Origin of the sequence: Shimia abyssi (genome assembly GCF_003014475.1) — a bacterium.
Classification (GTDB): Bacteria; Pseudomonadota; Alphaproteobacteria; order Rhodobacterales; family Rhodobacteraceae; genus Shimia; species Shimia abyssi.
The window spans coordinates 247878-274567 of sequence record NZ_PYGJ01000001.1; the positions used below are offsets into that span (position 1 = coordinate 247878).

Consider the following 26690-nt stretch of genomic DNA (forward strand, 5'->3'; position numbering starts at 1 on the left):
GGCCGTGTGCGCATGAAAACTCAGTCACCTTCAAAATTGCAGCGCACAATTTCTGGCAGCTCAGCAAAGTCCGCGAACAACACTTTGTGCGGAATATCCTTTGCCGGTGACTTCCTGTACCCTTCTGTAAACAATGCGAAATCCACCTTCGCATTGACCGCTGTTGCAGCGTCAACTTCGCTGTCCCCAACATAGAGAACCGCCCCGCTGCCCAAGGCGTCAATACAGTGCAACAAAGGCATCGCATGGGGTTTTCGTTCGGCCAAACTGTCCCCGCCCAGGATCACTTCAAAGTGATCAGCGAGCTCCAATGCCTCCAAAAGATGCACAGCTGCCCCATGCGGCTTGTTGGTACACAGGCCCAGCCGCACCCCCTGCGCTCGCAATTCATCCAGCGCCGCCAAAACACCCGGATAGCATTTGCTCTGCTCAACCGGCATGGTTTCATAAAACCCCAAAACCATGTCGTGCAGACGTTGGTACTCTGTCTCCGGCAGACAGTATTCCTGCATCACCAACTTGATCAACGTTGGCAACCCATTGCCAACAAAGGATGTTAACCGCTCCAGCGAAATCAGTTCACATCTTTCGATGTCCAACATGCGGTTCACCGCCACGTGGATATCACCCATGCTGTCAACAAGTGTGCCATCAAGATCAAAAACAACGATATTGCCCACGGCCGGACCTTTCTCAAAACAAACTCTCCCGCCTTTGCAGGCGAGAGAGATCAAATCTCGTGTCTCATTTCCGGCATCCTAGCTGAACCGCGTTTTCCGGCCCAGCCCTGAACGATGCAGTTTCAACCTTTTTGTGCCTCACGATACCATCTGATGATGACCGCGCGCTCATCCGGCTCCATCCAGCTCACATTAGCCGGTGGCATTGCCTCGCTCACACCCGATTGCAGATAGATCTGGCGCGCTGCTGCGGCCACTTCTGTCGGCGTTTCCAGCAGGATATCCTTGGGAGCGCGGCGAATACCATCATATCCCGGCTCACGCGCGTGGCACATGGAACACCGCCCCAGCACGATATCGGTCACATCCTCAAAGCCATCCGCACTGGCATAGACCTGTTCGGCGGGTGTGAGCGCGCGCGCCTCTTCTTCATCATAATCGCTTTGCATCAACGGCGCGGTCGACAGCCACATCACACAGATGAATAGAATAGCCGTCACAGCCCACGTCCAATATGGCGTCCCCTGACGCGCGTGCATCGAGTTAAAGAAGTGCCGGATCGTGACCCCCATCAGGAACACCAGCGCCGCGATGATCCAATTATATTCGGTGGCAAACGCCAGCGGATAGTGGTTTGACAGCATCAGGAAAAGCACCGGCAACGTCAGATAGTTGTTATGCGTCGAACGCAGCTTGGCAATCTTGCCATATTTCGGATCAGGCGTGCGCCCTTCTTGCAAATCTTTCACCACAATGCGCTGGTTGGGCATGATGATAAAGAACACGTTTGCTGTCATGATCGTGGCGGTGAACGCCCCCAGATGCAGCATCATTGCCCGCCCGGTAAAGACCTGATTGTATCCCCAACCCATGATTACCAGCAGCACAAAAAGCAGCAACATCAATCCGATAGGATGCTCTGCCAATCCCGATTTGCACAACCGATCATAGACCAGCCAGCCGACGGTCAGCGACAACGCCGAAATCGCAATCCCCTGCCAAAGTGCCAGCTCGGCCTTGTTCTGATCAATCAAGTACAGCTCTCCGCCAACCCAATAGACAATCATCAACAACGCCGCCCCGCTTAACCAGGTCGAATAGCTTTCCCATTTGAACCAGGTCAGATGGTCGGGCATTTCCTCTGGCGCGACCAGATATTTCTGGATGTGATAAAACCCACCGCCATGCACCTGCCATTCTTCGCCATGCGCCCCAACCGGCAGGTTGGGCACTTTGCGCAGCCCCAGGTCCAACGCGATAAAGTAAAAAGACGACCCGATCCACGCAACCGCAGTGATCACATGCAGCCAGCGCACTGCAAAGGCCAGCCAGTCCCAGATAATGGCAAATTCGTACATACGTGCCTCCGATATTTCCGTTGCAGCCACGCTAGCGCAGCGCCCGATTATTCTCTATTGTAGAAAAAAGCCGAAGAGCTTCAAAAATATCCTGAAGATCCAATATGTCCTATTTTGACAACATCCGCACCTTTGTCCGAGTCTATGAATTGGGCAGTATGTCCGCCGCAGCGCGTGATCAACGCATTTCTGCGGCGGTCGCATCATCGCGAATCTCTCAGCTTGAAGAATATCTCAGTGTCCGGCTGTTCCAACGCACCACGCGCCAGCTTAATCCGACCGAACAGGGCAATATCTACTATGCCGGGGCCTGCAAAATTCTCGAAGCGATTGAAGATGCCGAGTCTGCAGTGAACTCGATTACGCAAAGCCCGCGCGGGCTATTGCATGTGGCGGCTCCGCTGGGTGTCGGCCGCCGGTTGATCGCACCGCTCGTGCCTGAGTTTAAACAGGAATACCCCCTGATCGACCTGCGCCTGCGCCTCTCGGACCGCAAACTGGACCTCACAGCCGAGGGGTTGGACGTGGCGTTCTTTCTCGGCGTGCCCGAGGACAGCGCCCTGCGTATCCGCAAAATCGCGGATTGCCCGCGTGTTTTGTGCGCCAGTCCGCTTTATCTGGAGGCGCGCGGTGTGCCGGTCTCGCCAGGTGAGTTGACCGATGGCACCCATGACTGCCTCAACCTGCGCTATCCCGGCGCGCCGGAATTCCAATGGCCCCTGCAAACCGAGAGCGGCACACATAAATTCGCCGTCAAAGGCCCCTTCGAGACCGATGACGGCGACGTGCTCACCAATTGGGCGCTTGATGGACAAGGGATCGTGCTAAAACCGGTGTTCGAGATTGCCGAGCAGCTCAAGACCGGTGCGCTCATCCCCGTCTTGCAAGACACACCGCCAATCCCGATACAAATGGCGCTGCTTTATATGCATCGCCGCCATCAGGACCCAAAGACGCGCTTGTTTATCGACTTTATGGTCGACCGAATGCAATCCGCCCTATCAGCGACATGAAACCAAAGGTAGGTCGGACAAATTTGTCCGACTTACGACGGGGTCAGCTCCCTCGATATGTCGAATACCCATATGGCGACAACAAAAGTGGCACATGATAATGGGCCTCACCGTCAGCCATGCCAAAGCGGATCGGCACCTGATCAAGAAACAACGGATCCTCCTGCACTTGACCGCTCTCACGCAGGTAGTCACCACAGAAAAACACCAATTCATACGTGCCCGTCTTGAATTGATCCTGCGGCAGAATCGGCGCATCGGTGCGCCCGTCGTCATTGGTCACCGTCTCAACAAGTAACTTATGGGAATTGCCGCTCACGCGGTACAACGCAATCCGGATCCCTTCTGCCGGACATCCCCGTGCTGTGTCCAATACATGAGTCGTCAGATATCCAGCCATAATGTGCCCCTTTTTGTAACGTCCAACCCTTTTAACGCTCAAAGCGTCTGCAACGGCAGCATGTGACTACCAATAGCTCTTTCAAAATTATTATGAAAGTCACAGACATTTTCTTGCGCTAGAAAGAAATGAACGGAAATGGAGCGCCCACGTGACACGATATCCCCGCGACCTGCGCGGCTACGGACCGACCCCGCCAAACCCACAATGGCCCGGTGACGCCAAAGTCGCCGTACAGTTTGTGTTGAACTACGAAGAGGGCGGCGAAAACTGCGTCCTGCATGGCGATGCCGCGTCCGAGGCGTTTCTGTCGGACATACCGGGTGCCGCCCAATGGCCTGACCAGCGCCATTGGAATATGGAATCGATTTATGAATACGGCGCGCGAGCCGGCTTCTGGCGTCTGCACCGTCTGTTCACCACTGCCAACATCCCGATCACAATCTATGGCGTCGCCACTGCACTCGCGCGCAGCCCCGAACAGGTCGCCGCGATGAAATCCGCAAATTGGGAGATTGCCAGCCACGGTCTCAAATGGGTCGAACACAAGGACATGCCCGCCGAGGAAGAGCGCGCTGCCATCGCCGATGCGATCCGCCTGCACACTGAAGTTGTTGGGGAACCACCGCGTGGCTGGTACACCGGGCGCTGCTCGGAAAACACAGTCCGCCTTGTGGGCGAAACCGGGGCTTTCGACTATATTTCCGATACGTACGACGACGATCTGCCCTATTGGCTCGAATTTGGCGATCGTGACCAGCTGATCATCCCCTACACGCTTGAAGCCAACGATATGCGCTTTGCGACGGCGCCCGGTTACACGACTGGCGAACAGTTCTTTCAATATCTCAAAGACGCGTTTGACGTTCTTTACGCCGAAGGCGACGCAGGCGCGCCCAAGATGATGTCCATCGGCCTTCATTGTCGCCTGATCGGACGTCCGGGCAAAATTGCCGGGCTCAAACGCTTTATTGACTACATCCAGAGCTTTGATCACGTCTGGACCCCGCGCCGACTTGATATTGCACAGCATTGGGCCGCAACCCATCCACCCAAACGCTTTGAACGCCCCAGCCGCATGAACCGTGATACCTTTGTCGCCACCTATGGCGGCATTTTTGAGCATTCCCCATGGATTGCGGAACGCGCCTTTGATCTTGAACTTGGCCCCGCCCATGACAGCGCAACCGGTGTACATAATGCGCTCTGCCGGATGTTCCGCAGCGCCTCGACCAACGAACGCATGGGCGTACTCACCGCGCACCCGGACCTTGCCGGAAAACTCGCCTCTGCCGGTCGGCTGACTGCCGAAAGCACGTCTGAGCAATCCGGCGCCGGCCTTGATATGCTCACCGATGAGGAACGTGACACCTTCACCCGCCTCAACACCGCGTATGTCGAAAAGCATGGGTTTCCCTTTATTATCGCCGTACGCGATCACGACAAGTCAAGCATCATGGCCGCATTCCACCGCCGCATCGACAATGCATCTGACGTGGAATTCGCTGAGGCTTGCAAACAGGTTGAACGCATCGCAGAATTCCGCCTGATGGATTTGTTGCCGTGAGCCGGATCATCGCCCAGCCCCTCACACAAACGGCGTTCGCGCCCTTTGGCGATGTTTTGGCCGTTTCGGGGCCACCTGACAAGCTGATCAATCAGGGGCTGTGCGGGCGTCACCATGACCTTGCGCGGCTCGATTTCAGCGATGGGCGCGCCGGGATCAGCCTGTTTGACGCTATTCCCCGCAGCCTGCCCTACAGCGTTGATATGGTCGAGCGCCATCCCGAAGGGTCACAGGCGTTTGTCCCGATGACTGCGACATCCTTTCTGGTCGTAGTAGCGACTGACAGCGATGGCCGCCCCAACACGCCACAAGCGTTCCTGACCGAACCCGGTCAGGCCATCAATCTGCACCGCAATACATGGCACGGCGTCCTGACGCCGCTATCGGCACCCGGCCTGTTCGCCGTTGTCGACCGGATTGGCGACGGCGCCAATCTCGAAGAATTCTGGTTCGATACTCCGTTCACCGTGGATCGCACCTGAAGCTGCGCGGATCGCGGGGGCCAAATATCCCCGCCCGCCACAATGGAAGCCGCACATCAAAGAAGGCGGCAAGACCCCCCATACCAAAGGAGAAACGCGTATGGCTGAGACTTCAATAGGGACAGCGGAACAGCTGAAAGACCCCAATTATACCCCCCCACTGGCTAAAGCGATCCCGCTTGGCATTCAACATGTGCTGGCGATGTTTGTCTCAAACGTCACGCCCGCAATCATCATCTGTGGCGCGGCAGGCTTTGGCTTTGGCTCAAACTCGCCTGACTTTCCACAGATGATTTACATGATCCAGATGTCGATGTTCTTTGCAGGACTGGCGACGCTGATCCAGACCATCGGGGTTGGCCCGGTGGGTGCCAAACTGCCCATTGTGCAGGGCACCAGCTTTGCCTTTATTCCGATCATGATCCCGCTGGTCGCGGGCAAGGGCGTGGACGCCATTGCCGTCGTCATGGGCGGTGTTGTTGTCGGCGGCCTGTTTCATGCCGTGCTTGGCTTGTTCATTGGGCGCATTCGCTTTGCGCTGCCCCCACTTGTGACTGGTCTTGTCGTCACAATGATCGGCCTCGCCCTTGTCAAAGTGGGTATTCAATATGCCGCTGGTGGTGTTCCGGCGATTGGCAAACCTGAATATGGCAGCCTGCTGAATTGGTTTGTGGCCAGCGTTGTGATCGTGGTCACACTGGGCTTTAAATTTTACGCACGTGGAATGCTGTCGGTCTCTGCCGTTTTGATCGGTTTGATCGCGGGCTATATCGTGGCGTTCGCCCTTGGCATGGTAAACTTCGGCAATGTCGGCCGCGCCGCGAGCTTTGCTTTGCCAAATCCGCTGCATTTCGGGCTCGACTTCAGCATCGCCGCCATCATCGGTTTCTGTTTGATGAGCTTTGTATCGGCTGTTGAAACCGTTGGTGACGTCTCGGGCATCACAAAGGGCGGTGCCGGACGCGAAGCCACCGACAAGGAAATCGAAGGCGCAACCTATGCCGACGGTTTGGGCACGGCGGTTTCCGGCCTGTTTGGCGCATTGCCAAACACATCCTTTAGCCAGAACGTCGGCCTTATCGCGATGACCGGCTTGATGAGCCGCCACGTGGTAACAATCGGCGCGCTGTTCCTGATTGCCGCCGGGTTGGTGCCCAAGATCGGCGCGATCATCTCGACCATCCCAATCGAAGTTCTGGGGGGCGGCGTGATCGTCATGTTTGGCATGGTCGCTGCGGCTGGTGTCTCGATGCTGTCAGACGTGCATTGGAACCGCCGCAATATGGTGATCTTTGCTATCTCCCTCAGCCTTGGACTGGGTCTGCAACTGGAACCCGGCGCGCTTCAGCATTTGCCCGGAACGCTCAAGGTTCTGGCCACCAGCGGTATCCTGCCTGCTGCCCTGATTGCGATTGTTCTAAACCTTGTCCTGCCCGAAGAACTGGCCGCCGAGGCCACGGACGAGGTGTCAGGTGGTCACTCAGGTCATGGCGCGGGATCGCTTGGCAAAGACGACCACGTCTAAGCCACATCCCAAATTCCCAACAAACATTAAGCGCTGCGAGATATTCGCGGCGCTTTTTTTGCGTTATACCCAGAAATACGAGTTTCCCGCTGGGCGCATGACTGCTATGACCCAGCCCATCTAGCTAAGTAGTTTAACATTAAACTATAACCGCGCAACGCTACGTCAAACTGGAGGAGGACGCATATTATGGCGACCCAATTTGAAGACCTGGACCCGATTGAAAGCCGTGAATGGCAAGAGGCGGTAGAGGACGTCATTGCGCGTGATGGCGCGGACCGGGCACATTTCTTGCTCGACAAAGCGGTTCAACAGGCGCGCGCTGCCGGTGCAACCCTGCCATTTTCGGCAACCACACCTTATCAGAACACCATCCCAACCGATGACCAGGAACCTTTTCCTGGCGATATGGACATGGAATGGCGTATCCGCACAATCAACCGCTGGAATGCGATGGCAACTGTTGTGCGCCGTAACAAAGTCAGCAGCGAGTATGGCGGACATATTGCGTCCTTCGCCTCCTCTGCTGTTATGTACGACATCGGCCTGAACCACTTCTGGCGCTCAAAATCCGCGATCCACGGCGGCGATCTTGTATTTTTCCAAGGCCACGTGATCCCCGGCATTTATGCACGCTCCTTTATGGAAGGGCGCATCACTGAAGAGCAGCTGGAAAACTTCCGCTCCGAAGTGGCCGGTGGTGGTCTCTCCTCCTATCCCCACCCATGGCTGATGCCGGATTACTGGCAGTTCCCGACCGTTTCGATGGGTCTGGGTCCGCTCATGGCGATTTATCAGGCGCGGTTCATGAAATACATGCACAACCGTGGCCATATCGACATGGCCGACCGCAAGGTCTGGTGCTTCCTGGGTGACGGCGAAATGGACGAGCCCGAAAGCCGTGGCGCAATTGACCTTGCTGCGCGCGAAGGGCTCGACAACTTGATCTTTGTGGTCAACTGCAACCTGCAACGCCTTGATGGCCCGGTTCGCGGCAATGGCAAAATTGTCCAGGAACTCGAAGGCGACTTCCGCGGTGCAGGCTGGAACGTGATCAAGCTTCTCTGGGGCAAAGGCTGGGACGAGCTGCTTGAAAAAGACACTTCGGGCAAACTGCGCCAGTTGATGGACGAAACCGTGGATGGCGACTATCAGACGTTCAAATCCAAAGACGGCGCGTATATCCGCAAGCATTTCTTTGGCAAATATCCAGAGACGGCCAAGCTGGTCGAAGACTGGTCCGACGAACAGATCTGGTCGCTGCGTCGCGGTGGCCACGATCCGCAAAAAGTCTACACCGCCTTCAAACGCGCCAGCGACACCAAAGACACCCCAACCTGTCTATTGGTGAAGACTGTCAAAGGTTACGGCATGGGCTCCGCTGGTGAAGGGCAAAACACGACCCACCAGCAAAAGAAAATGGCCGAGGATCAGCTGCGCGCCTTCCGCGATCGTTTCCAGATCCCGGTCAGCGACGAAGACCTGCCCAACGCGCCATTTGTCAAACTGAACAACGCGCAAAAGGCGTATCTGGCGGATCGTCGCAAGGAACTGGGCGGAGAATTCCCCAAGCGCGAAAGCAAATCGGACAAGCTGGAAATCCCGGCTCTGGACAAATTTGCAGCCCAGCTCAAAAGCACGGGTGAACGCGAAATCTCCACCACCATGGCTTTTGTCCGCATTCTGACCACGCTGCTCAGGGACAAGAAAATCGGCAAAAACGTGGTACCGATTGTGCCGGATGAAAGCCGCACCTTTGGCATGGAAGGTCTGTTCCGCTCGGTCGGGATTTACAACCCGCTGGGTCAGACCTACACGCCCGAAGATGCCGATCAGATGATGTATTACAAGGAATCGACCGATGGTCAGGTTCTTCAGGAAGGCATCAACGAAGCCGGCGCAATGGCCGACTGGATCGCCGCCGCGACCGCCTATTCAAACCACGGCGTGCCGATGATCCCGTTCTTCATCTATTATTCAATGTTCGGCTTCCAGCGGATCGGCGATCTGGCATGGGCCGCTGGCGACAGTCGCGCGCGCGGCTTTATGCTGGGCGGCACCGCTGGTCGGACGACGCTGAATGGTGAAGGTCTCCAGCACGAGGATGGTCACAGCCACATCCTCGCCGGAACCATCCCAAACTGTGTCAGCTATGACCCCACCTTCCAACACGAAGTGGCGGTGATTGTTCAGCATGGCCTCAAGCGTATGTATGAGGATCAGGAAGATGTGTTCTTCTACCTCACCCTGATGAATGAAAACTACAGCCACCCGGATATGCCGATGGGGGTCGAAGACGAAATCATCAAAGGGCTTTACCGCTTTAAAGAGGTCAAGAAACCGACCAAAAAGCACGTAACCCTGATGGGCTCTGGCACCATTCTGGTGCAGGCGATCAAGGCAGCGGAATTGCTCGAAGAAGACTTTGGCGTCACTTCGGAAATCTGGTCAGCCCCCTCGCTCAACGAACTGGCACGTGATTGTCAGGACGTCGAACGCTGGAATCGCTTGAACCCATTGGCAGAGCCCAAAACGGCGTTTGTGACCGAGCAATTGAGCAAGGCCAAAGGCCCGATCATTGCCGCCACTGACTATATGAAAAACTACGCAGAGCAGATCCGGTCCTGTGTGCCGGGCAGCTACACAGTGCTGGGCACAGACGGCTTTGGTCGCTCAGACAGCCGCGTAAACCTGCGCCGCTTCTTTGAGGTGGATGCCAACCACATCGCTGCCGCCGCAATGGTGGACCTTTACCGCGAAGGCAGCATCACCAAATCCGTGCTCGAAAAAGCACTCAAAAAATACGACATCGACGGCACCAAGCCGAACCCGCGCCTGGTGTGATCGGGAATTTAAGGAGGATTTTGATATGACTGTAGACGTAAAAGTTCCCGATATCGGCGATTTCGACAGTGTGCCGGTTGTGACTGTTCTGGTCAGCGTCGGTGATGTGATTGCCGAAGAAGACCCGATTGTTGAGCTGGAAAGCGACAAAGCCACGATGGAAGTGCCCTCGTCCGCTGCTGGTAAGGTTGTTGAGATCAAGGTCAGCGAAGGCGACAACGTCTCCGAAGGATCCGTGATCCTGGTGGTTGAAGGCGAAGGCGCGGCCGAAGCGCCCGTCGAGGCCGCTCCAGCCGCAGCCGCCTCGGCCCCCGCAGCGCCTGCCGCAGCCCCGGCTCCGGCGGCCCCAGCTGCCGCGGTGACAGACGCGGGGTTCGGCAAAGCACATGCCTCGCCCTCAGTGCGCGCCTTTGCCCGTCAGCTCGAGATTGATCTGGCCAAGGTGAACGGCACCGGCCGCAAAGGCCGCATTCTGCGTGAAGACATCACCGCCTTCCTGAAATCCTCGACAGCGGCGGCTCCGGCAGCGGCTGGCGCGGCACAGGGCGGCATGGGTATCCCGCCAATCCCGGCTGTGGACTTCTCAAAGTTCGGCGCAGTCGAAGATGTCGACATGCCCCGCATTAAGAAGATCTCCGGCCCTGCCCTGCATCGCTCGTGGCTGAACATTCCGCACGTCACCCATAACGACGAAGCCGACATCACCGATCTGGACAAGTACCGCAAAGAAATGGATACGATGGCCAAGGAAAACGGCTATCGCGTGACTTTGCTCAGCTTTGTGATCAAGGCCTCCGTCAGCGCGCTCAAGACCCACTGGGAGTTCAACAGCTCGATCCATCCCGATGGCGACAAGCTGATCAAGAAATCCTACTACAACATCGGCTTTGCGGCGGACACACCCAACGGTCTGATGGTGCCGGTGATCAAGGATGCAGACCGCAAGGGTCTGGTCGACATTTCCAAGGAACTCATGGAATTGTCCGCCAAGGCCCGCGCAGGCGAACTGAAAGGCCCCGACATGCAGGGCGCGACCTTCACCATTTCTTCGCTCGGCGGTATCGGCGGAACGTCCTTCACACCCATCGTGAACGCGCCCGAAGTGGCCATCCTTGGCCTGACCCGCTCGAAAATGGCGCCAGTCTGGAACGGCGAAGAATTTGTGCCTCGCCTGATGCAACCTTTGTCGCTGTCGTATGACCACCGCGCCGTGGACGGGGCCTTGGCCGCACGGTTTACCGTGACGCTCAAGACGCTCTTGGGCGATATGCGCAAGTTGATGTGGTAAGGAGAGAGAACCATGGACGTTAAAGTACCCGATATTGGCGATTTCGCCGAAGTCCCCGTGGTCTCGATCCTGGTGTCTGTTGGCGACACGGTTGCGGCAGAAGATCCGCTGATTGAGCTGGAAAGCGACAAAGCCACGATGGAAGTGCCCTCGCCCGCCGCTGGTGTGGTCAAGGAAATCAAGGTCGCCGAAGGGGACAATGTCTCCGAAGGGACGCTGATTATCGTGCTCGACGGCGCGGATGCCGGCGCGGCCGAGGAGGCCCCGAAGGGCGCCGAGGAAGCTGCCCCCGCTGCACCGCAAACCGTTGCCGCCACTGGCACCGCCACCGGCCCCGGTGACGAACACGCCGAAGTGGTTGTTCTGGGCTCCGGACCTGGTGGCTACACGGCCGCCTTCCGCGCGGCGGACCTTGGTAAAAAGGTCATCCTGATCGAAAAGAACCCCACCCTTGGCGGTGTCTGCCTCAACGTCGGGTGTATCCCCTCCAAGGCGCTCTTGCACGTGGCAAAGGTGATCACCGAAGCCGAAGAAATGGGCGCCCATGGCGTGACCTTTGGCAAGCCAGAGATCAACCTTGATGACCTGCGTGCCTTCAAAGACGGCGTTGTCGGTCAGCTTACGGGCGGTCTAGAAGGCCTGTCCAAAGGCCGCAAAGTCAAGGTTGTACGCGGCATGGGCACCTTCTCGGGGCCTAACATGATCGACGTGGTGGACGCGGACGGCAAAAAGACCTCTGTCAGCTTTGATCAATGCGTCATCGCCGCAGGCTCTGAGCCGGTAAACCTGCCCTTCATCCCCGAGGATGAGCGCATCATCGACTCTACCGGCGCGCTTGAACTCAAGGACGTGCCGGAACGGATGTTGATCCTGGGTGGCGGCATCATCGGGCTGGAAATGGCCTGTGTCTATGACGCGCTTGGCTCCAACATCACCGTGGTTGAGCTGATGGACCAGATCATCCCTGGTGCGGACAAAGACATCGTCAAACCGCTACATACCCGCATCAAGAGCCGCTACGAGGACATCAAACTCAAGACCAAGGTCACCGCTGTTGAAGCGACAGACGCGGGTCTTGTGGTGACGTTCGAGGACGACAAGGGCGAGACCAGCACCGATACATTCGACAAGATCCTTGTCGCCGTGGGCCGCAAGCCCAACGGCAAGCTGATCAATGCCGAAGCTGCCGGCGTGGCCGTGGATGACCGTGGCTTTATCGCCGTAGACAACCAGCAGAAAACTGGCGTGCCCCACATCTTTGCGATTGGTGACGTGGTTGGTCAGCCCATGCTGGCGCACAAAGCCGTACACGAAGGCAAAGTGGCTGCCGAAGTGGCCGCAGGCGAAAAACGCTTCTTTGACGCGCGTCTGATCCCCTCGGTCGCCTATACCGACCCAGAGGTTGCATGGTGTGGCGTCACGGAAACCGAAGCCAAGGCCAAGGGAATCGCATACGAAAAAGGTGTGTTCCCATGGGCCGCATCAGGCAAGGCGCTGTCAAACGGTCGCTCAGAGGGCATCACCAAGCTTTTGTTTGATCCCGAAGACGACCGCATCATCGGCGCCTGCATTGTCGGCACGAACGCTGGCGACCTGCTGGCCGAGGCCTGCATCGCCATCGAAATGGGCGCAGACGCTGTTGATCTGGGGCACACAATCCACGCGCACCCAACGCTCTCAGAAACGGTGAATTTTGCCGCCGAGATGTTCGAAGGCACCATCACAGACCTGATGCCACCGAAGAAAAAGAAGAAGTAAACTTCTCTTTCGGGAAAAGTAAGAACCGCCGCCCCGAGTATTCAGGGCGGCGGATTTTTTTGGGTATTTTAGAACATTGAGAAATCAAAGGCGCAGCTTCGTCGCCTCATGCGTCAGAGCGGCCACAAGACCGGGATCAAGGCCGAGGCCAGCACCCCAACACTCAGGTTGAGCGGGATACCAACGCGCAGGAAATCGGTAAAGCGATACCCGCCCGGCCCATAGACCATCATATTGGTCTGGTAACTGATCGGCGTGGCAAAGGTGGCGCTGGCGGCGATCATCACGGCAATCACCAATGGGCGCGGATCAACCCCCAGCGATGTCGCGATCCCGATGGCCACTGGGGTCAGAACAACAGCCACCGCATGGTTGATGGTTTCCGACAGAACCGACGTCAAAAGATAGATCGACCAGACGATCAGGAAAGGCGGCAGCCCTTCGATATATGGTGAGATCGCATGCACGATCAGCTCGATCGCCCCGGAGGTTTCCAGCGCCGTTGCCACCGCCAACATGGCAAAAATCAGCGCCAGCAGGCGGCCATCGACAAAGCTGAACGCCTCGTCGCTGTCGATACACCGGGTCAGGAACACCGCCGCCATGGCCAACACGGCCAGCAGCAGAATGGGCGCAACCCCAAAGGCGGCCAGAACCACGATCCCGGCCAGCGCACCAATGGCGATCGGGGCATGGCTGCGCCGATAGGCGCGATCGGTGGGCTTGGACACGTCAAGCAGGTTCATCTCCTTGGCCAGACGCTGGATGTCTTCGGGCGCACCTTCGAGCAGCAATGTGTCGCCGGGTTGCACCACAAGATCGTCCATCTGGCGACCGATATTCTTATCTCGGCGGTGTGCTGCGAGTGGATACACCCCGTAGCGGCGGCGCAGGCGCAGATCGCCCAATTTGCGCCCGACCATGTTGCAGTTCGGCGTAATGAGCGCCTCGACCGTAGTCGTTTCCACGGCCGAAACCTGATCAACCCGTTTGAGCGATTTGTTGCGTTGCAAGCTCAATAGTTCGGTCATCTTGGTACGCAATACGATGCGGTCACCTACTTGCAACACCACACCTTTGAGATCGCGCCGTAGCGAAAGATCGCCCCGGATCACGTCAACCAGCCGTACTCCATCGCGTTTGAACAACTGCACATCCAAAACATCCCGCCCAATTAGATTGGACTCAGGAGGAACAACCGCTTCCGTAAAGAATTTCTTAGTCGCCTTATCGGAGGTCAGCATGCTGGCCATGCTGTTACGATCCGGCAAAAGACGGGGGGCAACAAACCGCAGATAGATCGCGCCCCATATGGCAAGGACTATGGCTAACGGCGTCACTTCGAAAATCGTGAACGGTTCAAGTCCACGCGCGCGCGCAACACCGTCCACCAACAGGTTGGTCGATGTTCCGATCAAGGTAAGACACCCACCCAGAATCGCAGCGTAGCTTAGCGGGATCAGGAATTTCGAGGCCGAAATATTGAGTTTTCTCGCCAGCTGCACAAAGACAGGGATCATAACCACAACAACCGGTGTGTTGTTCATAAATGCCGATGCAATCATCACGAAACCCATCAAGGCCCCAATTGCGACCGCCGGGTTGCGCTCGGCCTGTGCCTCGGCCAGCGTTGTGAACCAATCCAGCGCACCCGTGCGCACCAAAGCGCCCATCACGATAAACATGGCCGCGATCGTCCATGGCGCAGGGTTGGACAGCACATGCAGCGCTTCATCATAGGGCAATAATCCCAGGATCAGGAGCACAGACGCCCCAGCAATGGCGACCACTTCTGCCGGATAGGCTTCGCGCATGAAAAGTGCAAACATACATGCCACCACACCCAAAGCCAGAAAGGCTTGAGTGGTTTGCGAAAAATCAAATAAGTCCATGCAATTGTCCAAAGTTCATCTGGCGCCACAATCGCTTATGCAGCCTTATGGGGCAACCCTGTCTTGCGATCTGGGTTGAACCAAAAACAATCCGACCAAGATCAAACCCATCGCGGCCCAAACCCAAAGCGAGTAACGCTCGCCCAAGAGCAGCATTGACCACAACACGCCTGTGCCAGTCACGACATAGGCTACCTGTGCAGCAAAAACCGATCCAGCGCGTGACACCAGCCACACATAAGAGGTGTAAACCGTCACATGGATTAACGAGGACGCCACGAGCGCCAATTCAGGTGCGCCCCAAGTGAGGCGTGGATCGATGAACTGACCACTGCCAATCGCCAGCGGCAACGCGACAATAGCCCCCATGACGGACGCGCCGAACAGCACATGGCCAGGTCCCAGCCCATGTGTCCCCCATTTCGACACCACGTTTCCTTCCAGCCCGTAACAAAGGGGCGCGACGACCGCGACGGGCAGCCAGATGATCATGGCGGCATCGGGCAATGCACTCGGTTCGGCCAAAATAGTGACACCGATCAGCCCGGTGACAAGGCCTCCCAAACGCAACCAGTTGAACCGATCGATCCCAAGCACCAGGGCAATAGGGAACGCAAACATCGGTACAAGAGAAATGACCATCGACATGATCCCGGCTGGCAAATGCGCCGCCGCGCGAAACGAGAAACTGTTTGGCAAAACCGTGCCCAGCAAGGCGATCATCAGGAAAAACCACCACAACCGGCGCGGCATCGCCAGCGGCTTACCCTGCACAAGCCGCAAAATCCCCATCGCAACAGCACCGATCACCAATTGCCAGAAAATCAGCCCCAGCGGCTCATAGCCGGTCGACACAGCAATTTTTGTCAGTGGCTGCGTCAGCCCCCACCCCGCCCCCATAAAGAGGAGTACACCCATCGCGTGACGCCGGTGCATGTCAGGCTGGCCCAGATTGCGACAACCGACCACCCTGTCGGACCATCTCAACCCGCATGGCGGCGCCTGTTCGATCATCCGTCTCGACATAGACGCCAGAAACAGTGGCCTCACCCAGTGCGGGCGTAAAGCGGGCCTTGGGCATCCCGGTGACAAACCGGCGCAGCGGTTCTGATTTTTCCATACCGATCACCGAGTTATAATCTCCACACATGCCCGCATCGGCCTGAAACGCCGTGCCCTTGCTCAGAATCTGAGTGTCCGCAGTGGGGATATGGGTATGGGTGCCTACAACCAGCGAGACGCGCCCGTCACAGAAATGGCCCATGCCCATTTTTTCCGAAGTCGCCTCGCAATGCATGTCAACAATGGCCGCCTGTACCATTCCGCCGCGTGGATGCGAACGCAGCACCTGATCAACGGCGGAAAACGGATCGCCGTAGGGCTGTTTCATAAACACCTGCCCCAACGCCTGTGTGACCAGCACCTTACGGCCCCCGCGCGCATCAAACACGCGGAACCCTTTGCCCGGCACATCGCCGCGCGCATAGTTTAGTGGGCGCAAAATGCGGGGTTCGGATTGGATAAACTGCATCATGTCCTTTTGATCAAAGGCATGATCCCCAAGCGTGATGCAATCGGCCCCGGCCTCAAGCAACAGTTTGGCATGTGCGCCCGAAAGGCCCATCCCGTTAGAGGCATTTTCGCCGTTAACAACGACAAAATCGAGTTTCCAGTCCTCGCGCAGCTTGGGCAGGCGTTCCTGCACCGCATTCCGGCCTGCACGGCCCATGACATCACCAAGAAAAAGTAGTTTCATGAGGCACGGGCCTACTCCGCTTCGAACCCTACGGCAAGTGGTGGGGGCGTTGTTTAAGTATTTTTGGCGAGATGAAGACAGCGGGTGGCGCAAGAGCCTCATTGATCCTGCTCGTGGCGGCCTGCAAGGGCAACTTTCACCAGAGGAAGGTCGAGTTCCTATGGTAATGCGTTAACTCAATCATCTGTGATACACTCGGAGACAGGGATTGAAGGAACAGACGATGATCCAGATACCGCCTCCATTTCGTGCAGCGAAAACCGAGGACATCGATTGTATACTACCGCTCGCGATATCGACAGTACCGGGGTTTGTCGAAACTTTGTGGTCGCGCCTTTCCGGGCCGGAAGAGCGTCCCGAAGCATTCGGGAGGCGCGTGCAAAAGGCATTTATTGATGCAGGAAATACGGTTGTGGCCGACATCGAAGGACAAGTCGCCGCAATGCTCGTCAGTTTTCCAATTGCTGACAAGCCGAACCCCTGTGTACAGGAACCAGATGCAATGCTGGTCCCCGTGACACGGCTTTACGCGCGAGTGCCAGGCATTTGGTACATTCATGGAATTGCGACCGCGCCAGCTTTTCAAGGGCGCGGGCTGTCATCAAAATTGATGACTTACGCAGAGGCAAAAGCCCGTTCAGCCAATGTCGAAGAGATATGCCTCCTTGTTGTCGACACCAATCTAAACGCCATTCAATTTTATAAGAACAGGGGATTCGATATTACAGCATCTGAGGACTTTGTCGGGTGCGGTGCCAATACCGCCGCGACGCAGTGGTTGCTTATGAGCAAATCTTTGACTTAAACGGTGCACGGCGCACACGCGACCATGCGGCGGGCAAAGACAATGACCAAGCCTAATTGAGCTCAATAATCCGCGTGTCTGTCACGATCATATCCAGCGGCTGATCCGTTGCCTCCAGTGGCAATTCTTCGGCCTCTTGTGCGTCAAAAGCAAACCCAATTGCCAGCGTGGCGCGGCGCGCGCGCAGACGTTCCAATGTGCGGTCATAAAATCCGCCGCCATAACCCAACCGGCCTCCCTGTGCATCAAACGCCACCAGCGGCACAATCAGGATCTCGGGCTCAAAATAGATGTCCTCCAGCGGCACCCGGGCCCCAAAAGGCCCATCGCGCAGCGGCGCGTCCGGCTCCCAGCGCGAAAACTCCAGAGGCATTGCGTTGCCTTGTATCACCGGCACCCCAACAGGCCCGTGCGCCGCGGCTTCGGCCATGGCGGGCAGCGGTGAAATCTCTGTACGGATTGGCATGTATCCCGCAAGCGGCACACCGCGATATCCGGCCAGCACCTCGGAAAGATGCGCGGATTGCCCCGGACCAACTGCCTCAAACGCGCCTTTGCGGCGACCAAACGCAGCCTTGCGTGCAGCAGCCTTAATCTCGCTCAGATCCATTCCAGTATTCCCATTATAGCAAAACCCACGACGCGAGGCTGAGAAAAGCGAAAAAGCCAACGACATCCGTCACCGTTGTCACAAACGGCCCCGAGGCCAGCGCCGGGTCTATTCCGGCTCGGTCCAGCGCCATCGGGATTGCGATCCCACCCAAGGCGGCCGCGATTTGGGTGAACAGCATCGCCACACCAATCACCACTGCCAGCATCGGCGTGCCAAACCAGAACCCAGCCACCAGCGCCATGATAAAGCCGAACAGAATACCGTTGATCGCGCCCACCGATATCTCTCTTCGAACAACCCGCAAGGCGTTTTGCGCCGTCAAATCGCGCGTCGCCAGTGACCGCACAGCGACGGTCATGGTCTGTGTGCCTGCATTGCCCCCCATCGAGGCGACAATCGGCATCAGCACTGCCAGTGCCACCATCTGGTCAATTGTCTCGGCAAAGACGTCGATCACCAGAGACGCAAGGATCGCCGTCAACAGGTTCACAAACAACCACGTCGCCCGCCCGCGCGCCGCACTCAGGATCGTGTCCGAGATGCTTGACTCGTCGCTCACACCGGCCAGACGCAGGATGTCTTCCTCGTGCTCTTCGTCCAGCACCGCCATGGCGTCGTCGATGGTGATCACCCCGACAACGCGGTCGTCTTCGTCCACCACAGGGGCGGAAATCAGGTGATACTGGTTGAACGCATAGGCCACATCACCCTCGTCTTGCGAGACCGGGATCACCTGAAACACCTCTTCCAGAATGTCTTTCATCGCCACGTCCCGGCGCGACGACATCAGCTTGCCCAACGTCACATTGCCAATCGGCTTCATGCGCGGATCCACAAGGATCACGTGATAAAACTGGGCGGGCAGATCTTCGGCATTGCGCAGGAAATCAATGGTTTCGCCAACGGTCCAATGCTCGGGCGCACAGACCGTTTCGCGCTGCATCAATCGCCCTGCGGAAAACTCCGGGTAAGACAGCGACTGCTCAATGGCGACACGATCCGCGTCTTCGAGCTGATCGAGGATGGCTTCCTGTTGCGGCTCGTCCAGATCCTCGACGATGTCGACAATATCATCCGAATCCAGCTCGCGCATGGCTTCGGCCAGAACCTGTGGCTTGAGCACCGAAATGATCTCTTCGCGGATACTCTCGTCCAGTTCAGACAGGATTTCCCCATCAAATTCGCGGTCATAAAGCAGCACCAGACGCCGCCGGTCATACGCGTTGATCTGTTCCAGAATGTCGGCAATGTCGGCCGCATGCAGCGGCTCCAACAGATCCAGCAGGCGCTGGCGATCCCCTACCTCAACCGCGTAAAGCGCAGCTGCAACCGTTTTTGGATCAAGCCCGTAGACGTCTTCTTCGGTTTCGGCCTCGGGGGGGATCTGCTCTTCGATCTCAGTCATATCGCGCCCCCTGTCGTGCCGGTTCGCGCGGACCATACGAGAGTTGGGCGCGCGAACTCAATGGGACACGACAAGATAGCAGGCAAAAAAGACGCAAAGCCCAAAAAGTTGGGGAAACGCGCGCCAAACGGGGCTCATCGCCTGTGGTGCAAAATGAAAAACGCGCCCCCAAACAAAGGGAGCGCGCAATAATCTGCTTATTGGCAGCGGCTAGTTGACCAATGCCAGCGACGCCGCCTCGGCAATGCCTTCGATGCCAAACAGGTTCACAACACCCAGCAGCATTGCTGCGGCAGACGCCATCAGGAACACATGCGGCACCGGCGAGCGGCTCTTGTCCAGACCTTCGGTCTCTTCGCCAAAATACATGTAATAGACGATGCGCAGATAGTAGAAAGCACCAATCACAGACGCGATTACACCCAGCACGGCCAACCATGCCAGCCCGGCCTCATAGGCGGCTTTGAGCACATAGAACTTGCCGAAAAAGCCGACCAGCGGCGGCACACCCGCCAGCGAAAACAGCAGGATCAGCATCGCCAGCGCCTTGCCCGGCTCACGCTTGGAATAAAGGTTCAGCGATTGGATATCGACCACCGGCTGACCGTCTTTTTCCATCGACAGGATAAAGGCAAAAGTGCCGACGTTCATGGTGACGTAGATCGCCATGTAAACCAGCATCGCCTGCACGCCAAACGCCGTTCCCGCCGCCAACCCCATCAGCGCATAGCCCATATGGGCAATCGATGAATAGGCCATCAGACGTTTGATATTGCGCTGACCAATGGCCGCGACCGCGCCCAGGAACATCGACATCAGGCTCAGGAAGGCAATGATTTGTTGCCAGTCACCAACAACCCCGCCAAAGGCGTCGTGCAACACGCGCGCCAGCAAGGCCATAGCAGCAATCTTGGGGGCTGTCGCAAAAAAGGCAGTGATCGGTGTTGGCGCGCCTTCATACACATCTGGTGTCCACATGTGGAACGGTACAGCCGACACTTTGAACGCCAGACCGGCCGTCACAAATGTCAGACCAAACAGCAACCCGATTGGCGTTTGCCCCTCGCCTGCCGCCTGAATGATGCCAGCAAAGTTGGTGGTTCCGGAAAATCCGTAAACCAGAGATGCACCATAAAGCAGCAGCCCCGAGCTGAGCGCGCCAAGCACAAAATACTTCATGCCCGCTTCGGTCGATTTCACACTGTCCCGGCGCAATGAGGCAACCACATATAGCGAGAGCGATTGCAGCTCGAGCCCCATGTATAGCGCCATAAGGTCACCAGCAGACACCATCACCATCATACCAACAGCGGCCAGCGCCACCAGCATCGGGTACTCGAACCGCAGCATCCCGCGGCGCTGCATATAGTCCTGTCCCATCACCAGCACTGCCGCCGCAGACAGCAGAATGGCCACCTTGGCATAACGCGAAAACGCATCGTCATGGAACATGCCGTTGAACGCGACATTGTCGCCGCCCCCGGACATGCCAATCCACGCGCCCAACAGCACAAAGACCAGCGCCGTCAGCCATGTCATCATCGGCGCCAGCTTGTCCTTGCCGGTATAGACCGCCACCAGCAACGCCACCATGGCGAAGACCGACAGCAAAATCTCGGGCAGGATAATATTCAGATCAGCCTGGATCATGTCTCAAGCTCTCCCTAGTGCGATGCGACCTGGTTGCCCGAGGGGGCAGAGGCCAGAGCGGTTTCATAATTGGAAATCAGGTTCTCGACCGACGGGCCGATGATGTCCGTGACCAGCGCGGGGTAGACACCCAGCAGCAATGTCATGGCCACCAGCGGCGCAAAGATCCACTTTTCGCGCCGCGTCATGTCCTGAATGGATTTGAGGCTTTCCTTGATCAACTGACCAAACACCACCCGACGATACAGCCACAGCGCATAGGCCGCTGACAGGATCACACCCGAAGTTGCGAACAACGCCACCCAGGTGTTGGCCTGGAACACACCCATCAGCACCAGGAATTCGCCAACAAAGCCTGACGTGCCCGGCAGGCCAACATTGGCCATGGTAAAGAACATAAAGATCAGCGCATAGGCCGGCATTCGATTTACCAAACCACCATAAGCGTCAATCTCGCGTGTGTGCATCCGGTCGTAGATCACGCCCACACAGAGGAAGAGCGCACCAGAAATAAAGCCGTGGCTAATCATCTGGAAAATCGCGCCATCTATGCCCTGCTGATTGGCTGCAAATATCCCCATGGTCACATAGCCCATATGCGCCACTGACGAATAAGCAATCAGCTTTTTCATGTCTTCCTGCACCAGCGCAACCAGCGACGTGTAAACAATCGCAATCGCCGACATCCAGAACACCAACGGTGTCATGATCTCGGCACCGATGGGGAACATCGGCAAGCTGAACCGCAGGAAGCCGTATCCGCCCATCTTGAGCAGGATCGCTGCCAGCACCACCGACCCGGCGGTCGGCGCCTGAACGTGCGCGTCCGGCAACCATGTATGCACCGGCCACATAGGCATTTTAACCGCGAACGAGGCAAAGAAAGCGAGGAACATCAGCGTCTGCAAGCCGCCAATCACCTGAACACCCAGTACCGAAATCGTACCGGACGAGAAGCTGTGGTTCATCAGCGCCACAATATCCGTAGTGCCCGCATCCACAAACATCCCCACCATCGCCACCAGCATCAGCACAGAACCGAGGAACGTGTAGAGGAAGAACTTGAAGCTGGCATAGATGCGGTTCTTGCCGCCCCAGATCCCGATAATCAGGAACATCGGGATCAGCCCGGCCTCAAAGAACAGGTAGAACAGCACCAGATCCAGCGCCATGAAAACGCCAAGCATCAGCGTTTCCAAGAGCAGGAAGGCAATCATATATTCCTTGACGCGGGTCTTTACGTCCCATGACGCCCAGATCACCAACGGCATCATAAACGTTGTAAGCATCACGAACAGCACCGAAATGCCGTCCACGCCCAGCTTGTATTTCAAGCCCATCAGCCATTCGCGTTCTTCAACAAACTGGAACCCGGTGTTTTCCGGGTCAAATTCCGCCAGAACAAACAGCGATACAAGGAAAGTGATCACTGTCGCCACCAACGCAACCCATTTGGCGTTACGCTGGGCCGCAGCCTCTTCACCGCGCAGGAAAATGGCAAGGATTGCCGCCGCCAGCGCCGGGATAAAGGTGATCAGAGAAAGCAAACTATCGTTCATCAGTGCGCTCCTCCGCTGAGCGACATCCACGTGATCAGCACAACGATGCCGATCACCATGGCAAAGGCGTAAGTAAAGATATAGCCCGACTGCGCCCGACCAGCGAGGCGCGTAACCCAAGGGATAAAGCCCATGGCCACGCCATTAAGCGAGCCGTCAATGACATCCCCGTCGCCGCGTTTCCACAGGAACCGGCCGATGGCCGATGCAGGGCGCACAAACAGAAAGTCGTAGATTTCGTCGAAATACCATTTGTTGAGCAGGAAGAGATACAGCGGACGCTGGCTCTCTGCCACCTTGGCCGGCATCGACGGGTTCCAGATATAGAACCAAAGCGCCACGATCAGACCCAATACCATGGCCACAAAGGGTGAAACCTTAACCCATTTGGGGGCGTGGTGGGCCTCATCCAGAACGTGGTTGTCCGGGTGATGGAAAATCGCGCCTTTTGGGGCCTCGCCATGATGCGCCGCAGCGACAACCGCGTGATCCGCGTCGCCATGCGTATCAGCATGATCGTCACCGTGTGTCTCACTGTGTGTCTCAGCGTGGTCCGCTTCTCCGCCGTGCCCGGCGTCCGCGCTTGCATGGTCGTCCGTGTCAGCATCATGCGATGCTTCGGCGTGGTGATTTGGGATACCGAAAAAGGCGTTGACCTGCTCGTGTTTGCCAAAGAACGAACCGTACCACAGCATCCCCGAGAAAATCGCCCCCAGCGCCAGCACACCTAGCGGGATCAACATGATCTTGGGGCTTTCATGGGCGTGATCATGCGTATGTTTATTGCCCCGCGCCTCGCCATAGAACGTCAGAAAGATCAGACGCCAGCTATAGAAACTGGTGAACAGCGCCGCGATAACCAGCATCCAAAAGGCATAGCCCCCCGCCGTGCCCGCATAAGCGCTCTCGATGATTGCGTCTTTGGACAGGAACCCGGCAAAGCCGATTGTGGTCAGCGGAATGCCAACCCCGGTGATGGCCAATGTGCCAATCATCATTGCGCCAAAGGTATAGGGGATTTTTTTTCGCAGACCGCCATAGTTGCGCATGTCCTGCTCGTGGTGCATCGCGTGGATGACCGAGCCTGCCCCAAGGAACAGCATCGCCTTAAAGAAGGCGTGCGTAAACAGGTGGAACATCGCCGCCGAATAGACGCCGACCCCGGCCGCCACAAACATATAGCCTAGCTGGGACATGGTCGAATACGCGATGACGCGCTTGATGTCGTTCTGCACCAGTCCGATTGTGGCCGCCACAAACGCCGTGCTCGCCCCAAGGAAAGTGATAAACGCCGTCGCCTCAGGTGCATACTCCATCAGCGGCGACATACGGCACACCAGGAACACACCCGCCGTCACCATGGTTGCCGCGTGGATCAGGGCCGACACCGGTGTCGGGCCTTCCATCGCGTCGGGCAACCATGTGTGCAGGAACAACTGCGCCGATTTCCCCATCGCGCCAACAAACAACAGGAACGCCAGCAAGTTCGCCGCGTTCCACTCGCGCCACAGGAATTCCAGCTGTGTTTCCGCCAGCACGGGTGCTGCGGCAAAAATGTCGTCAAACTTGATGCTGTCCACCAGAAAGAACAGCCCAAAAATCCCCAGCGCAAAGCCAAAGTCACCCACACGGTTGACCACAAACGCCTTGATCGCTGCCGCATTTGCACTTGGTTTTTTGTAATAGAACCCGATCAGCAGATAAGACGCCACGCCGACGCCTTCCCAGCCAAAGAACATCTGGACAAGGTTGTCCGCCGTCACCAGCATCAACATGGCAAAGGTAAAGAACGACAGATAGGCAAAGAAACGCGCCTTGTAATGCTCGCCCTCGCCCCATGCCTCGTCATGCGCCATGTAGCCAAATGAATAGAGGTGCACCAGCGCCGACACCGTTGTCACCACGATCAGCATGATCGCGGTCAACCGATCCAGACGGATCGACCACGCGGTATCAAGCGTGCCCGACTGAATGAAATCCAGAATGTGTATGTATTGCGTGGTACCGTCAAACCCCAGAAACACAATCCAGCTCAGCAGGCAGGACAGGAACAACAGGCCCGTCGTCACATATTGCGCGCCAATCTCGCCGATCACACGCCAGCCAAAGCCGCCGATCAGAGCGCCAATCAAGGGCGCGAAGAGGATGATCTTTTCCATGACCGCTTAGCCTTTCATCACGTTGACGTCTTCGACCGCGATGGTGCCGCGGTTGCGGAAGAAGGAGACAAGGATCGCCAGACCAATCGCCGCCTCTGCCGCCGCCACGGTCAGCACAAACAGGGTAAACACCTGCCCGACCAGATCGCCAAGGAAGCTGGAGAACGCCACAAGGTTGATGTTGACTGACAACAGGATCAGCTCGATCGACATCAACAGAATGATCACGTTCTTCCGGTTCAGGAAGAGGCCGAAAATGCCAATGACAAACAGCGTCGCCGCCACGCCCAGGTAATGTTCAAGTCCAATCATGTCGTCCCTCAGGGTTGCCCCGTTCGTCTTTCATTGCGCCCCGATGTACCCCGGAACATTTATCTTTGTTCGCGCACTTTATGTGCAGCACCCCGGGCGATCCCGAGGCTGGGCGTGGCGTTAGAGCCCCTGCCCCGGTTTCACGTCTTTCAGCTCCATCGCATCCGCAGGATCACGCCACATCTGCTCCAGCACATTTTGGCGCTTGATGTCCTTGCGATGGCGCAGCGTCAGCACGATGGCACCCACCATCGCAACCAACAGGATCAGACCCGCCAGCTGAAACAACAGAAAATAATCGTCATAAAGGATCACACCCAAAGCGGCCGTGTTCTGCAAATCCGTCGGCGTCACCGCCGCGCGCAGCGCTTCGGCTTGCTCGGACGTTTCCCACACACCAAAAGCCAGCCCCAGCTGCATCAACAGGATCACCCCGATCAGCAACGCCAGCGGCATATATTGCGCCATACTGCCCCGCAGCTCGGCAAAATCCACGTCCAGCATCATCACCACAAACAGGAACAGCACCGCGACCGCCCCTACGTAAACGATGATCAGCAACATGGCGACAAACTCCGCGCCCAGCAGCACGAACAACCCGGCCGAGCTCAAGAAAGCCAGGATCAGCCACAACACCGAATGTACCGGGTTACGGCTGATAACTGTGAACAACCCGCCAGCAATCACACAGATCGCAAACAGATAAAATGCAAGTGCCGCGACGGTCATGTGTCACTTTCCTCTTTGTCAGACAGAACCTCGTTCGCCAGATCCATGGCGCGGGTGCTGGCGGGAATGCCCGCAAACATCGACATCTGGCCGATGGCTTCGGTGATTTCCTGTTTGGTCGCGCCAACCTCAGCCAGATGGCGCACCGTCAGTCGGATTTGTGAATCCGCCTGCGCGCCCAGCACGGTCAACCCGGCCAACGTGAGCAAAAGGCGCGTCTTCGCGTCCAGCCCGTCTTTGTTGATCGTATTGCCAAAGAACATCTCCATCATGTCCTTGGGCATGGTCGGCCACAGGGTTTCAAACCCCTTGGGCGTAAACGATTCCATCGCCGGGTTCATGGCCTTGGCCAAATCCTGATACTGAGTCAGGATCGCCTCAAAAGGATTCTTTGCATCACTCATCTGTACGGCGCATCCAGTTCGATATTGCGGGCAATCTCGGCCTCCCAGCGTTCGCCGTTCTCCAAGAGCTTGGCCTTGTCATAAAACAGCTCTTCGCGGGTTTCAGTGGCGAATTCGAAATTCGGCCCCTCGACAATCGCATCTACAGGACAGGCCTCTTGGCAGAAACCACAGTAAATGCACTTGGTCATGTCGATGTCATAGCGCGTGGTGCGGCGGCTGCCATCTTCGCGCGGCTCGGCGTCAATCGTGATCGCCTGCGCCGGGCAGATCGCTTCGCACAGTTTGCACGCAATGCAGCGTTCCTCGCCATTGGGATACCGGCGCAGCGCATGTTCGCCACGAAAACGGGGCGACAACGGGCCTTTTTCATGCGGATAGTTGATGGTGGCCTTGGGCTTGAAGAAATACTTCATGCCAAGTCGGAACCCCAATACAAAGTCCTTCAACAGAAAGTAGCCAGCCGCGCGTTTATAGTCGATTGCCGTCAT

Annotated in this window: 23 protein-coding genes; 8 read left to right on the forward strand and 15 right to left on the reverse strand. The window is 57.1% G+C overall.

Annotated features, from left to right (window positions below):
* Positions 1-20: 20 nt before the first annotated feature.
* Both gph and CLV88_RS01255 read right to left on the reverse strand, forming a co-directional pair.
* The gene (gene gph / locus CLV88_RS01250; RefSeq protein ID WP_243403533.1) at positions 21-680 is read right to left on the reverse strand and encodes a phosphoglycolate phosphatase; all 660 of its coding nucleotides are present in this window, start codon (positions 678-680) and stop codon (positions 21-23) included.
* A 122-nt stretch (positions 681-802) separates the two neighbouring features.
* Positions 803-2038: a urate hydroxylase PuuD gene (locus CLV88_RS01255; RefSeq protein ID WP_106606548.1), complete on the reverse strand. Its 1236-nt coding sequence runs from the start codon at positions 2036-2038 to the stop codon at positions 803-805.
* Positions 2039-2142: 104 nt separating this feature from the next.
* On the opposite strand from CLV88_RS01255, the gene CLV88_RS01260 reads away from it, so the two are divergent.
* Entirely contained in the window at positions 2143-3051 is a 909-nt protein-coding gene (locus CLV88_RS01260; protein WP_106606549.1) for a LysR family transcriptional regulator, read from the forward strand.
* 43 nt (positions 3052-3094) lie between these two features.
* Here the strand turns inward: CLV88_RS01260 and uraH are convergent, their stop codons facing one another.
* The gene (uraH, locus tag CLV88_RS01265; protein ID WP_106606550.1) at positions 3095-3451 is read right to left on the reverse strand and encodes a hydroxyisourate hydrolase; all 357 of its coding nucleotides are present in this window, start codon (positions 3449-3451) and stop codon (positions 3095-3097) included.
* 151 nt (positions 3452-3602) lie between these two features.
* Between uraH and puuE the strand changes: the two genes are divergently transcribed.
* The 6 genes from puuE to lpdA all read left to right on the forward strand — a co-directional run bounded on the left by puuE (position 3603) and on the right by lpdA (position 12915).
* Positions 3603-5018, forward strand: coding sequence for an allantoinase PuuE (gene puuE, locus CLV88_RS01270; protein ID WP_106606551.1), 1416 nt, complete (start codon positions 3603-3605; stop codon positions 5016-5018).
* A complete protein-coding gene (locus CLV88_RS01275; RefSeq protein ID WP_106606552.1) occupies positions 5015-5500 on the forward strand; it encodes an ureidoglycolate lyase in 486 nt (161 codons plus the stop codon). The genes puuE and CLV88_RS01275 overlap by 4 nt, the downstream gene beginning before the upstream one ends.
* 100 nt (positions 5501-5600) lie before the next feature.
* Positions 5601-7025, forward strand: coding sequence for a uracil-xanthine permease family protein (locus CLV88_RS01280; RefSeq protein WP_106606553.1), 1425 nt, complete (start codon positions 5601-5603; stop codon positions 7023-7025).
* Between the two features lie 189 nt (positions 7026-7214).
* Complete coding sequence (aceE, locus tag CLV88_RS01285) at positions 7215-9869, forward strand: pyruvate dehydrogenase (acetyl-transferring), homodimeric type (protein ID WP_106606554.1); 2655 nt, start codon at positions 7215-7217, stop codon at positions 9867-9869.
* Positions 9870-9894: 25 nt separating this feature from the next.
* Positions 9895-11157, forward strand: a complete 1263-nt coding sequence (aceF, locus tag CLV88_RS01290; protein WP_106606555.1) for a dihydrolipoyllysine-residue acetyltransferase — start codon at positions 9895-9897, stop codon at positions 11155-11157.
* A gap of 12 nt (positions 11158-11169) precedes the next feature.
* Positions 11170-12915 (forward strand): dihydrolipoyl dehydrogenase, encoded by a 1746-nt coding sequence (gene lpdA, locus CLV88_RS01295; protein ID WP_106606556.1) that lies wholly within the window; start codon positions 11170-11172, stop codon positions 12913-12915.
* Between the two features lie 113 nt (positions 12916-13028).
* Here lpdA and CLV88_RS01300 read toward each other — a convergent pair whose 3' ends face one another.
* From CLV88_RS01300 to CLV88_RS01310, 3 genes are read right to left on the reverse strand one after another with little or no spacing between them, the layout of a single operon-like run.
* Positions 13029-14807 carry an SLC13 family permease gene (locus tag CLV88_RS01300; protein WP_106606557.1) on the reverse strand — a complete coding sequence of 593 codons (1779 nt, stop codon included), beginning with the start codon at positions 14805-14807 and terminating at the stop codon, positions 13029-13031.
* Between the two features lie 45 nt (positions 14808-14852).
* The gene (locus tag CLV88_RS01305; RefSeq protein WP_106606558.1) at positions 14853-15743 is read right to left on the reverse strand and encodes a DMT family transporter; all 891 of its coding nucleotides are present in this window, start codon (positions 15741-15743) and stop codon (positions 14853-14855) included.
* Between the two features lies 1 nt (position 15744).
* Positions 15745-16563 (reverse strand): TIGR00282 family metallophosphoesterase, encoded by an 819-nt coding sequence (locus tag CLV88_RS01310; protein WP_106606559.1) that lies wholly within the window; start codon positions 16561-16563, stop codon positions 15745-15747.
* Between the two features lie 223 nt (positions 16564-16786).
* Between CLV88_RS01310 and CLV88_RS01315 the strand changes: the two genes are divergently transcribed.
* A complete protein-coding gene (locus CLV88_RS01315; protein WP_106606560.1) occupies positions 16787-17368 on the forward strand; it encodes a GNAT family N-acetyltransferase in 582 nt (193 codons plus the stop codon).
* Positions 17369-17420: 52 nt separating this feature from the next.
* Here CLV88_RS01315 and CLV88_RS01320 read toward each other — a convergent pair whose 3' ends face one another.
* From CLV88_RS01320 to nuoI, 9 genes are all read right to left on the reverse strand, one after another.
* On the reverse strand, positions 17421-17978 hold the full coding sequence (locus CLV88_RS01320; protein ID WP_106606561.1) for a 5-formyltetrahydrofolate cyclo-ligase: 558 nt from the start codon (positions 17976-17978) through the stop codon (positions 17421-17423).
* 13 nt (positions 17979-17991) lie between these two features.
* A complete protein-coding gene (gene mgtE / locus CLV88_RS01325) occupies positions 17992-19386 on the reverse strand; it encodes a magnesium transporter (protein WP_106606562.1) in 1395 nt (464 codons plus the stop codon).
* A gap of 210 nt (positions 19387-19596) precedes the next feature.
* Entirely contained in the window at positions 19597-21036 is a 1440-nt protein-coding gene (nuoN, locus tag CLV88_RS01330; RefSeq protein ID WP_106606563.1) for an NADH-quinone oxidoreductase subunit NuoN, read from the reverse strand.
* Between the two features lie 14 nt (positions 21037-21050).
* Positions 21051-22595, reverse strand: coding sequence for an NADH-quinone oxidoreductase subunit M (locus tag CLV88_RS01335; RefSeq protein ID WP_106606564.1), 1545 nt, complete (start codon positions 22593-22595; stop codon positions 21051-21053).
* Positions 22595-24754, reverse strand: coding sequence for an NADH-quinone oxidoreductase subunit L (nuoL, locus tag CLV88_RS01340; RefSeq protein WP_106606565.1), 2160 nt, complete (start codon positions 24752-24754; stop codon positions 22595-22597). Before nuoL ends, CLV88_RS01335 begins: the two co-directional genes overlap by 1 nt.
* A 6-nt stretch (positions 24755-24760) precedes the next feature.
* Complete coding sequence (nuoK, locus tag CLV88_RS01345; RefSeq protein ID WP_093092926.1) at positions 24761-25066, reverse strand: NADH-quinone oxidoreductase subunit NuoK; 306 nt, start codon at positions 25064-25066, stop codon at positions 24761-24763.
* Between the two features lie 120 nt (positions 25067-25186).
* Positions 25187-25795, reverse strand: a complete 609-nt coding sequence (locus CLV88_RS01350) for an NADH-quinone oxidoreductase subunit J (RefSeq protein WP_106606566.1) — start codon at positions 25793-25795, stop codon at positions 25187-25189.
* Positions 25792-26199: a carboxymuconolactone decarboxylase family protein gene (locus tag CLV88_RS01355; RefSeq protein WP_106606567.1), complete on the reverse strand. Its 408-nt coding sequence runs from the start codon at positions 26197-26199 to the stop codon at positions 25792-25794. The genes CLV88_RS01350 and CLV88_RS01355 overlap by 4 nt, the downstream gene beginning before the upstream one ends.
* Positions 26196-26690 carry an NADH-quinone oxidoreductase subunit NuoI gene (gene nuoI / locus CLV88_RS01360; RefSeq protein ID WP_106606568.1) on the reverse strand — a complete coding sequence of 165 codons (495 nt, stop codon included), beginning with the start codon at positions 26688-26690 and terminating at the stop codon, positions 26196-26198. Before nuoI ends, CLV88_RS01355 begins: the two co-directional genes overlap by 4 nt.

Coding starts and splice junctions, on each gene's coding strand:
- nuoK (WP_093092926.1), bottom strand. CDS start 25,066: ATGATTGGACTTGAACATTACCTGGGCGTGGCGGCGACGCTGTTTGTC.
- nuoN (WP_106606563.1), bottom strand. CDS start 21,036: ATGATCCAGGCTGATCTGAATATTATCCTGCCCGAGATTTTGCTGTCG.
- CLV88_RS01300 (WP_106606557.1), bottom strand. CDS start 14,807: ATGGACTTATTTGATTTTTCGCAAACCACTCAAGCCTTTCTGGCTTTG.
- CLV88_RS01350 (WP_106606566.1), bottom strand. CDS start 25,795: ATGACCGTCGCGGCACTTGCATTTTATCTGTTTGCGATCTGTGTGATT.
- CLV88_RS01335 (WP_106606564.1), bottom strand. CDS start 22,595: ATGAACGATAGTTTGCTTTCTCTGATCACCTTTATCCCGGCGCTGGCG.
- CLV88_RS01280 (WP_106606553.1), top strand. CDS start 5,601: ATGGCTGAGACTTCAATAGGGACAGCGGAACAGCTGAAAGACCCCAAT.
- uraH (WP_106606550.1), bottom strand. CDS start 3,451: ATGGCTGGATATCTGACGACTCATGTATTGGACACAGCACGGGGATGT.
- CLV88_RS01255 (WP_106606548.1), bottom strand. CDS start 2,038: ATGTACGAATTTGCCATTATCTGGGACTGGCTGGCCTTTGCAGTGCGC.
- nuoI (WP_106606568.1), bottom strand. CDS start 26,690: ATGACGGCAATCGACTATAAACGCGCGGCTGGCTACTTTCTGTTGAAG.
- aceF (WP_106606555.1), top strand. CDS start 9,895: ATGACTGTAGACGTAAAAGTTCCCGATATCGGCGATTTCGACAGTGTG.
- CLV88_RS01305 (WP_106606558.1), bottom strand. CDS start 15,743: ATGCACCGGCGTCACGCGATGGGTGTACTCCTCTTTATGGGGGCGGGG.
- CLV88_RS01315 (WP_106606560.1), top strand. CDS start 16,787: ATGATCCAGATACCGCCTCCATTTCGTGCAGCGAAAACCGAGGACATC.
- mgtE (WP_106606562.1), bottom strand. CDS start 19,386: ATGACTGAGATCGAAGAGCAGATCCCCCCCGAGGCCGAAACCGAAGAA.
- lpdA (WP_106606556.1), top strand. CDS start 11,170: ATGGACGTTAAAGTACCCGATATTGGCGATTTCGCCGAAGTCCCCGTG.
- CLV88_RS01320 (WP_106606561.1), bottom strand. CDS start 17,978: ATGGATCTGAGCGAGATTAAGGCTGCTGCACGCAAGGCTGCGTTTGGT.
- nuoL (WP_106606565.1), bottom strand. CDS start 24,754: ATGGAAAAGATCATCCTCTTCGCGCCCTTGATTGGCGCTCTGATCGGC.
- CLV88_RS01355 (WP_106606567.1), bottom strand. CDS start 26,199: ATGAGTGATGCAAAGAATCCTTTTGAGGCGATCCTGACTCAGTATCAG.
- CLV88_RS01260 (WP_106606549.1), top strand. CDS start 2,143: ATGTCCTATTTTGACAACATCCGCACCTTTGTCCGAGTCTATGAATTG.
- CLV88_RS01310 (WP_106606559.1), bottom strand. CDS start 16,563: ATGAAACTACTTTTTCTTGGTGATGTCATGGGCCGTGCAGGCCGGAAT.
- aceE (WP_106606554.1), top strand. CDS start 7,215: ATGGCGACCCAATTTGAAGACCTGGACCCGATTGAAAGCCGTGAATGG.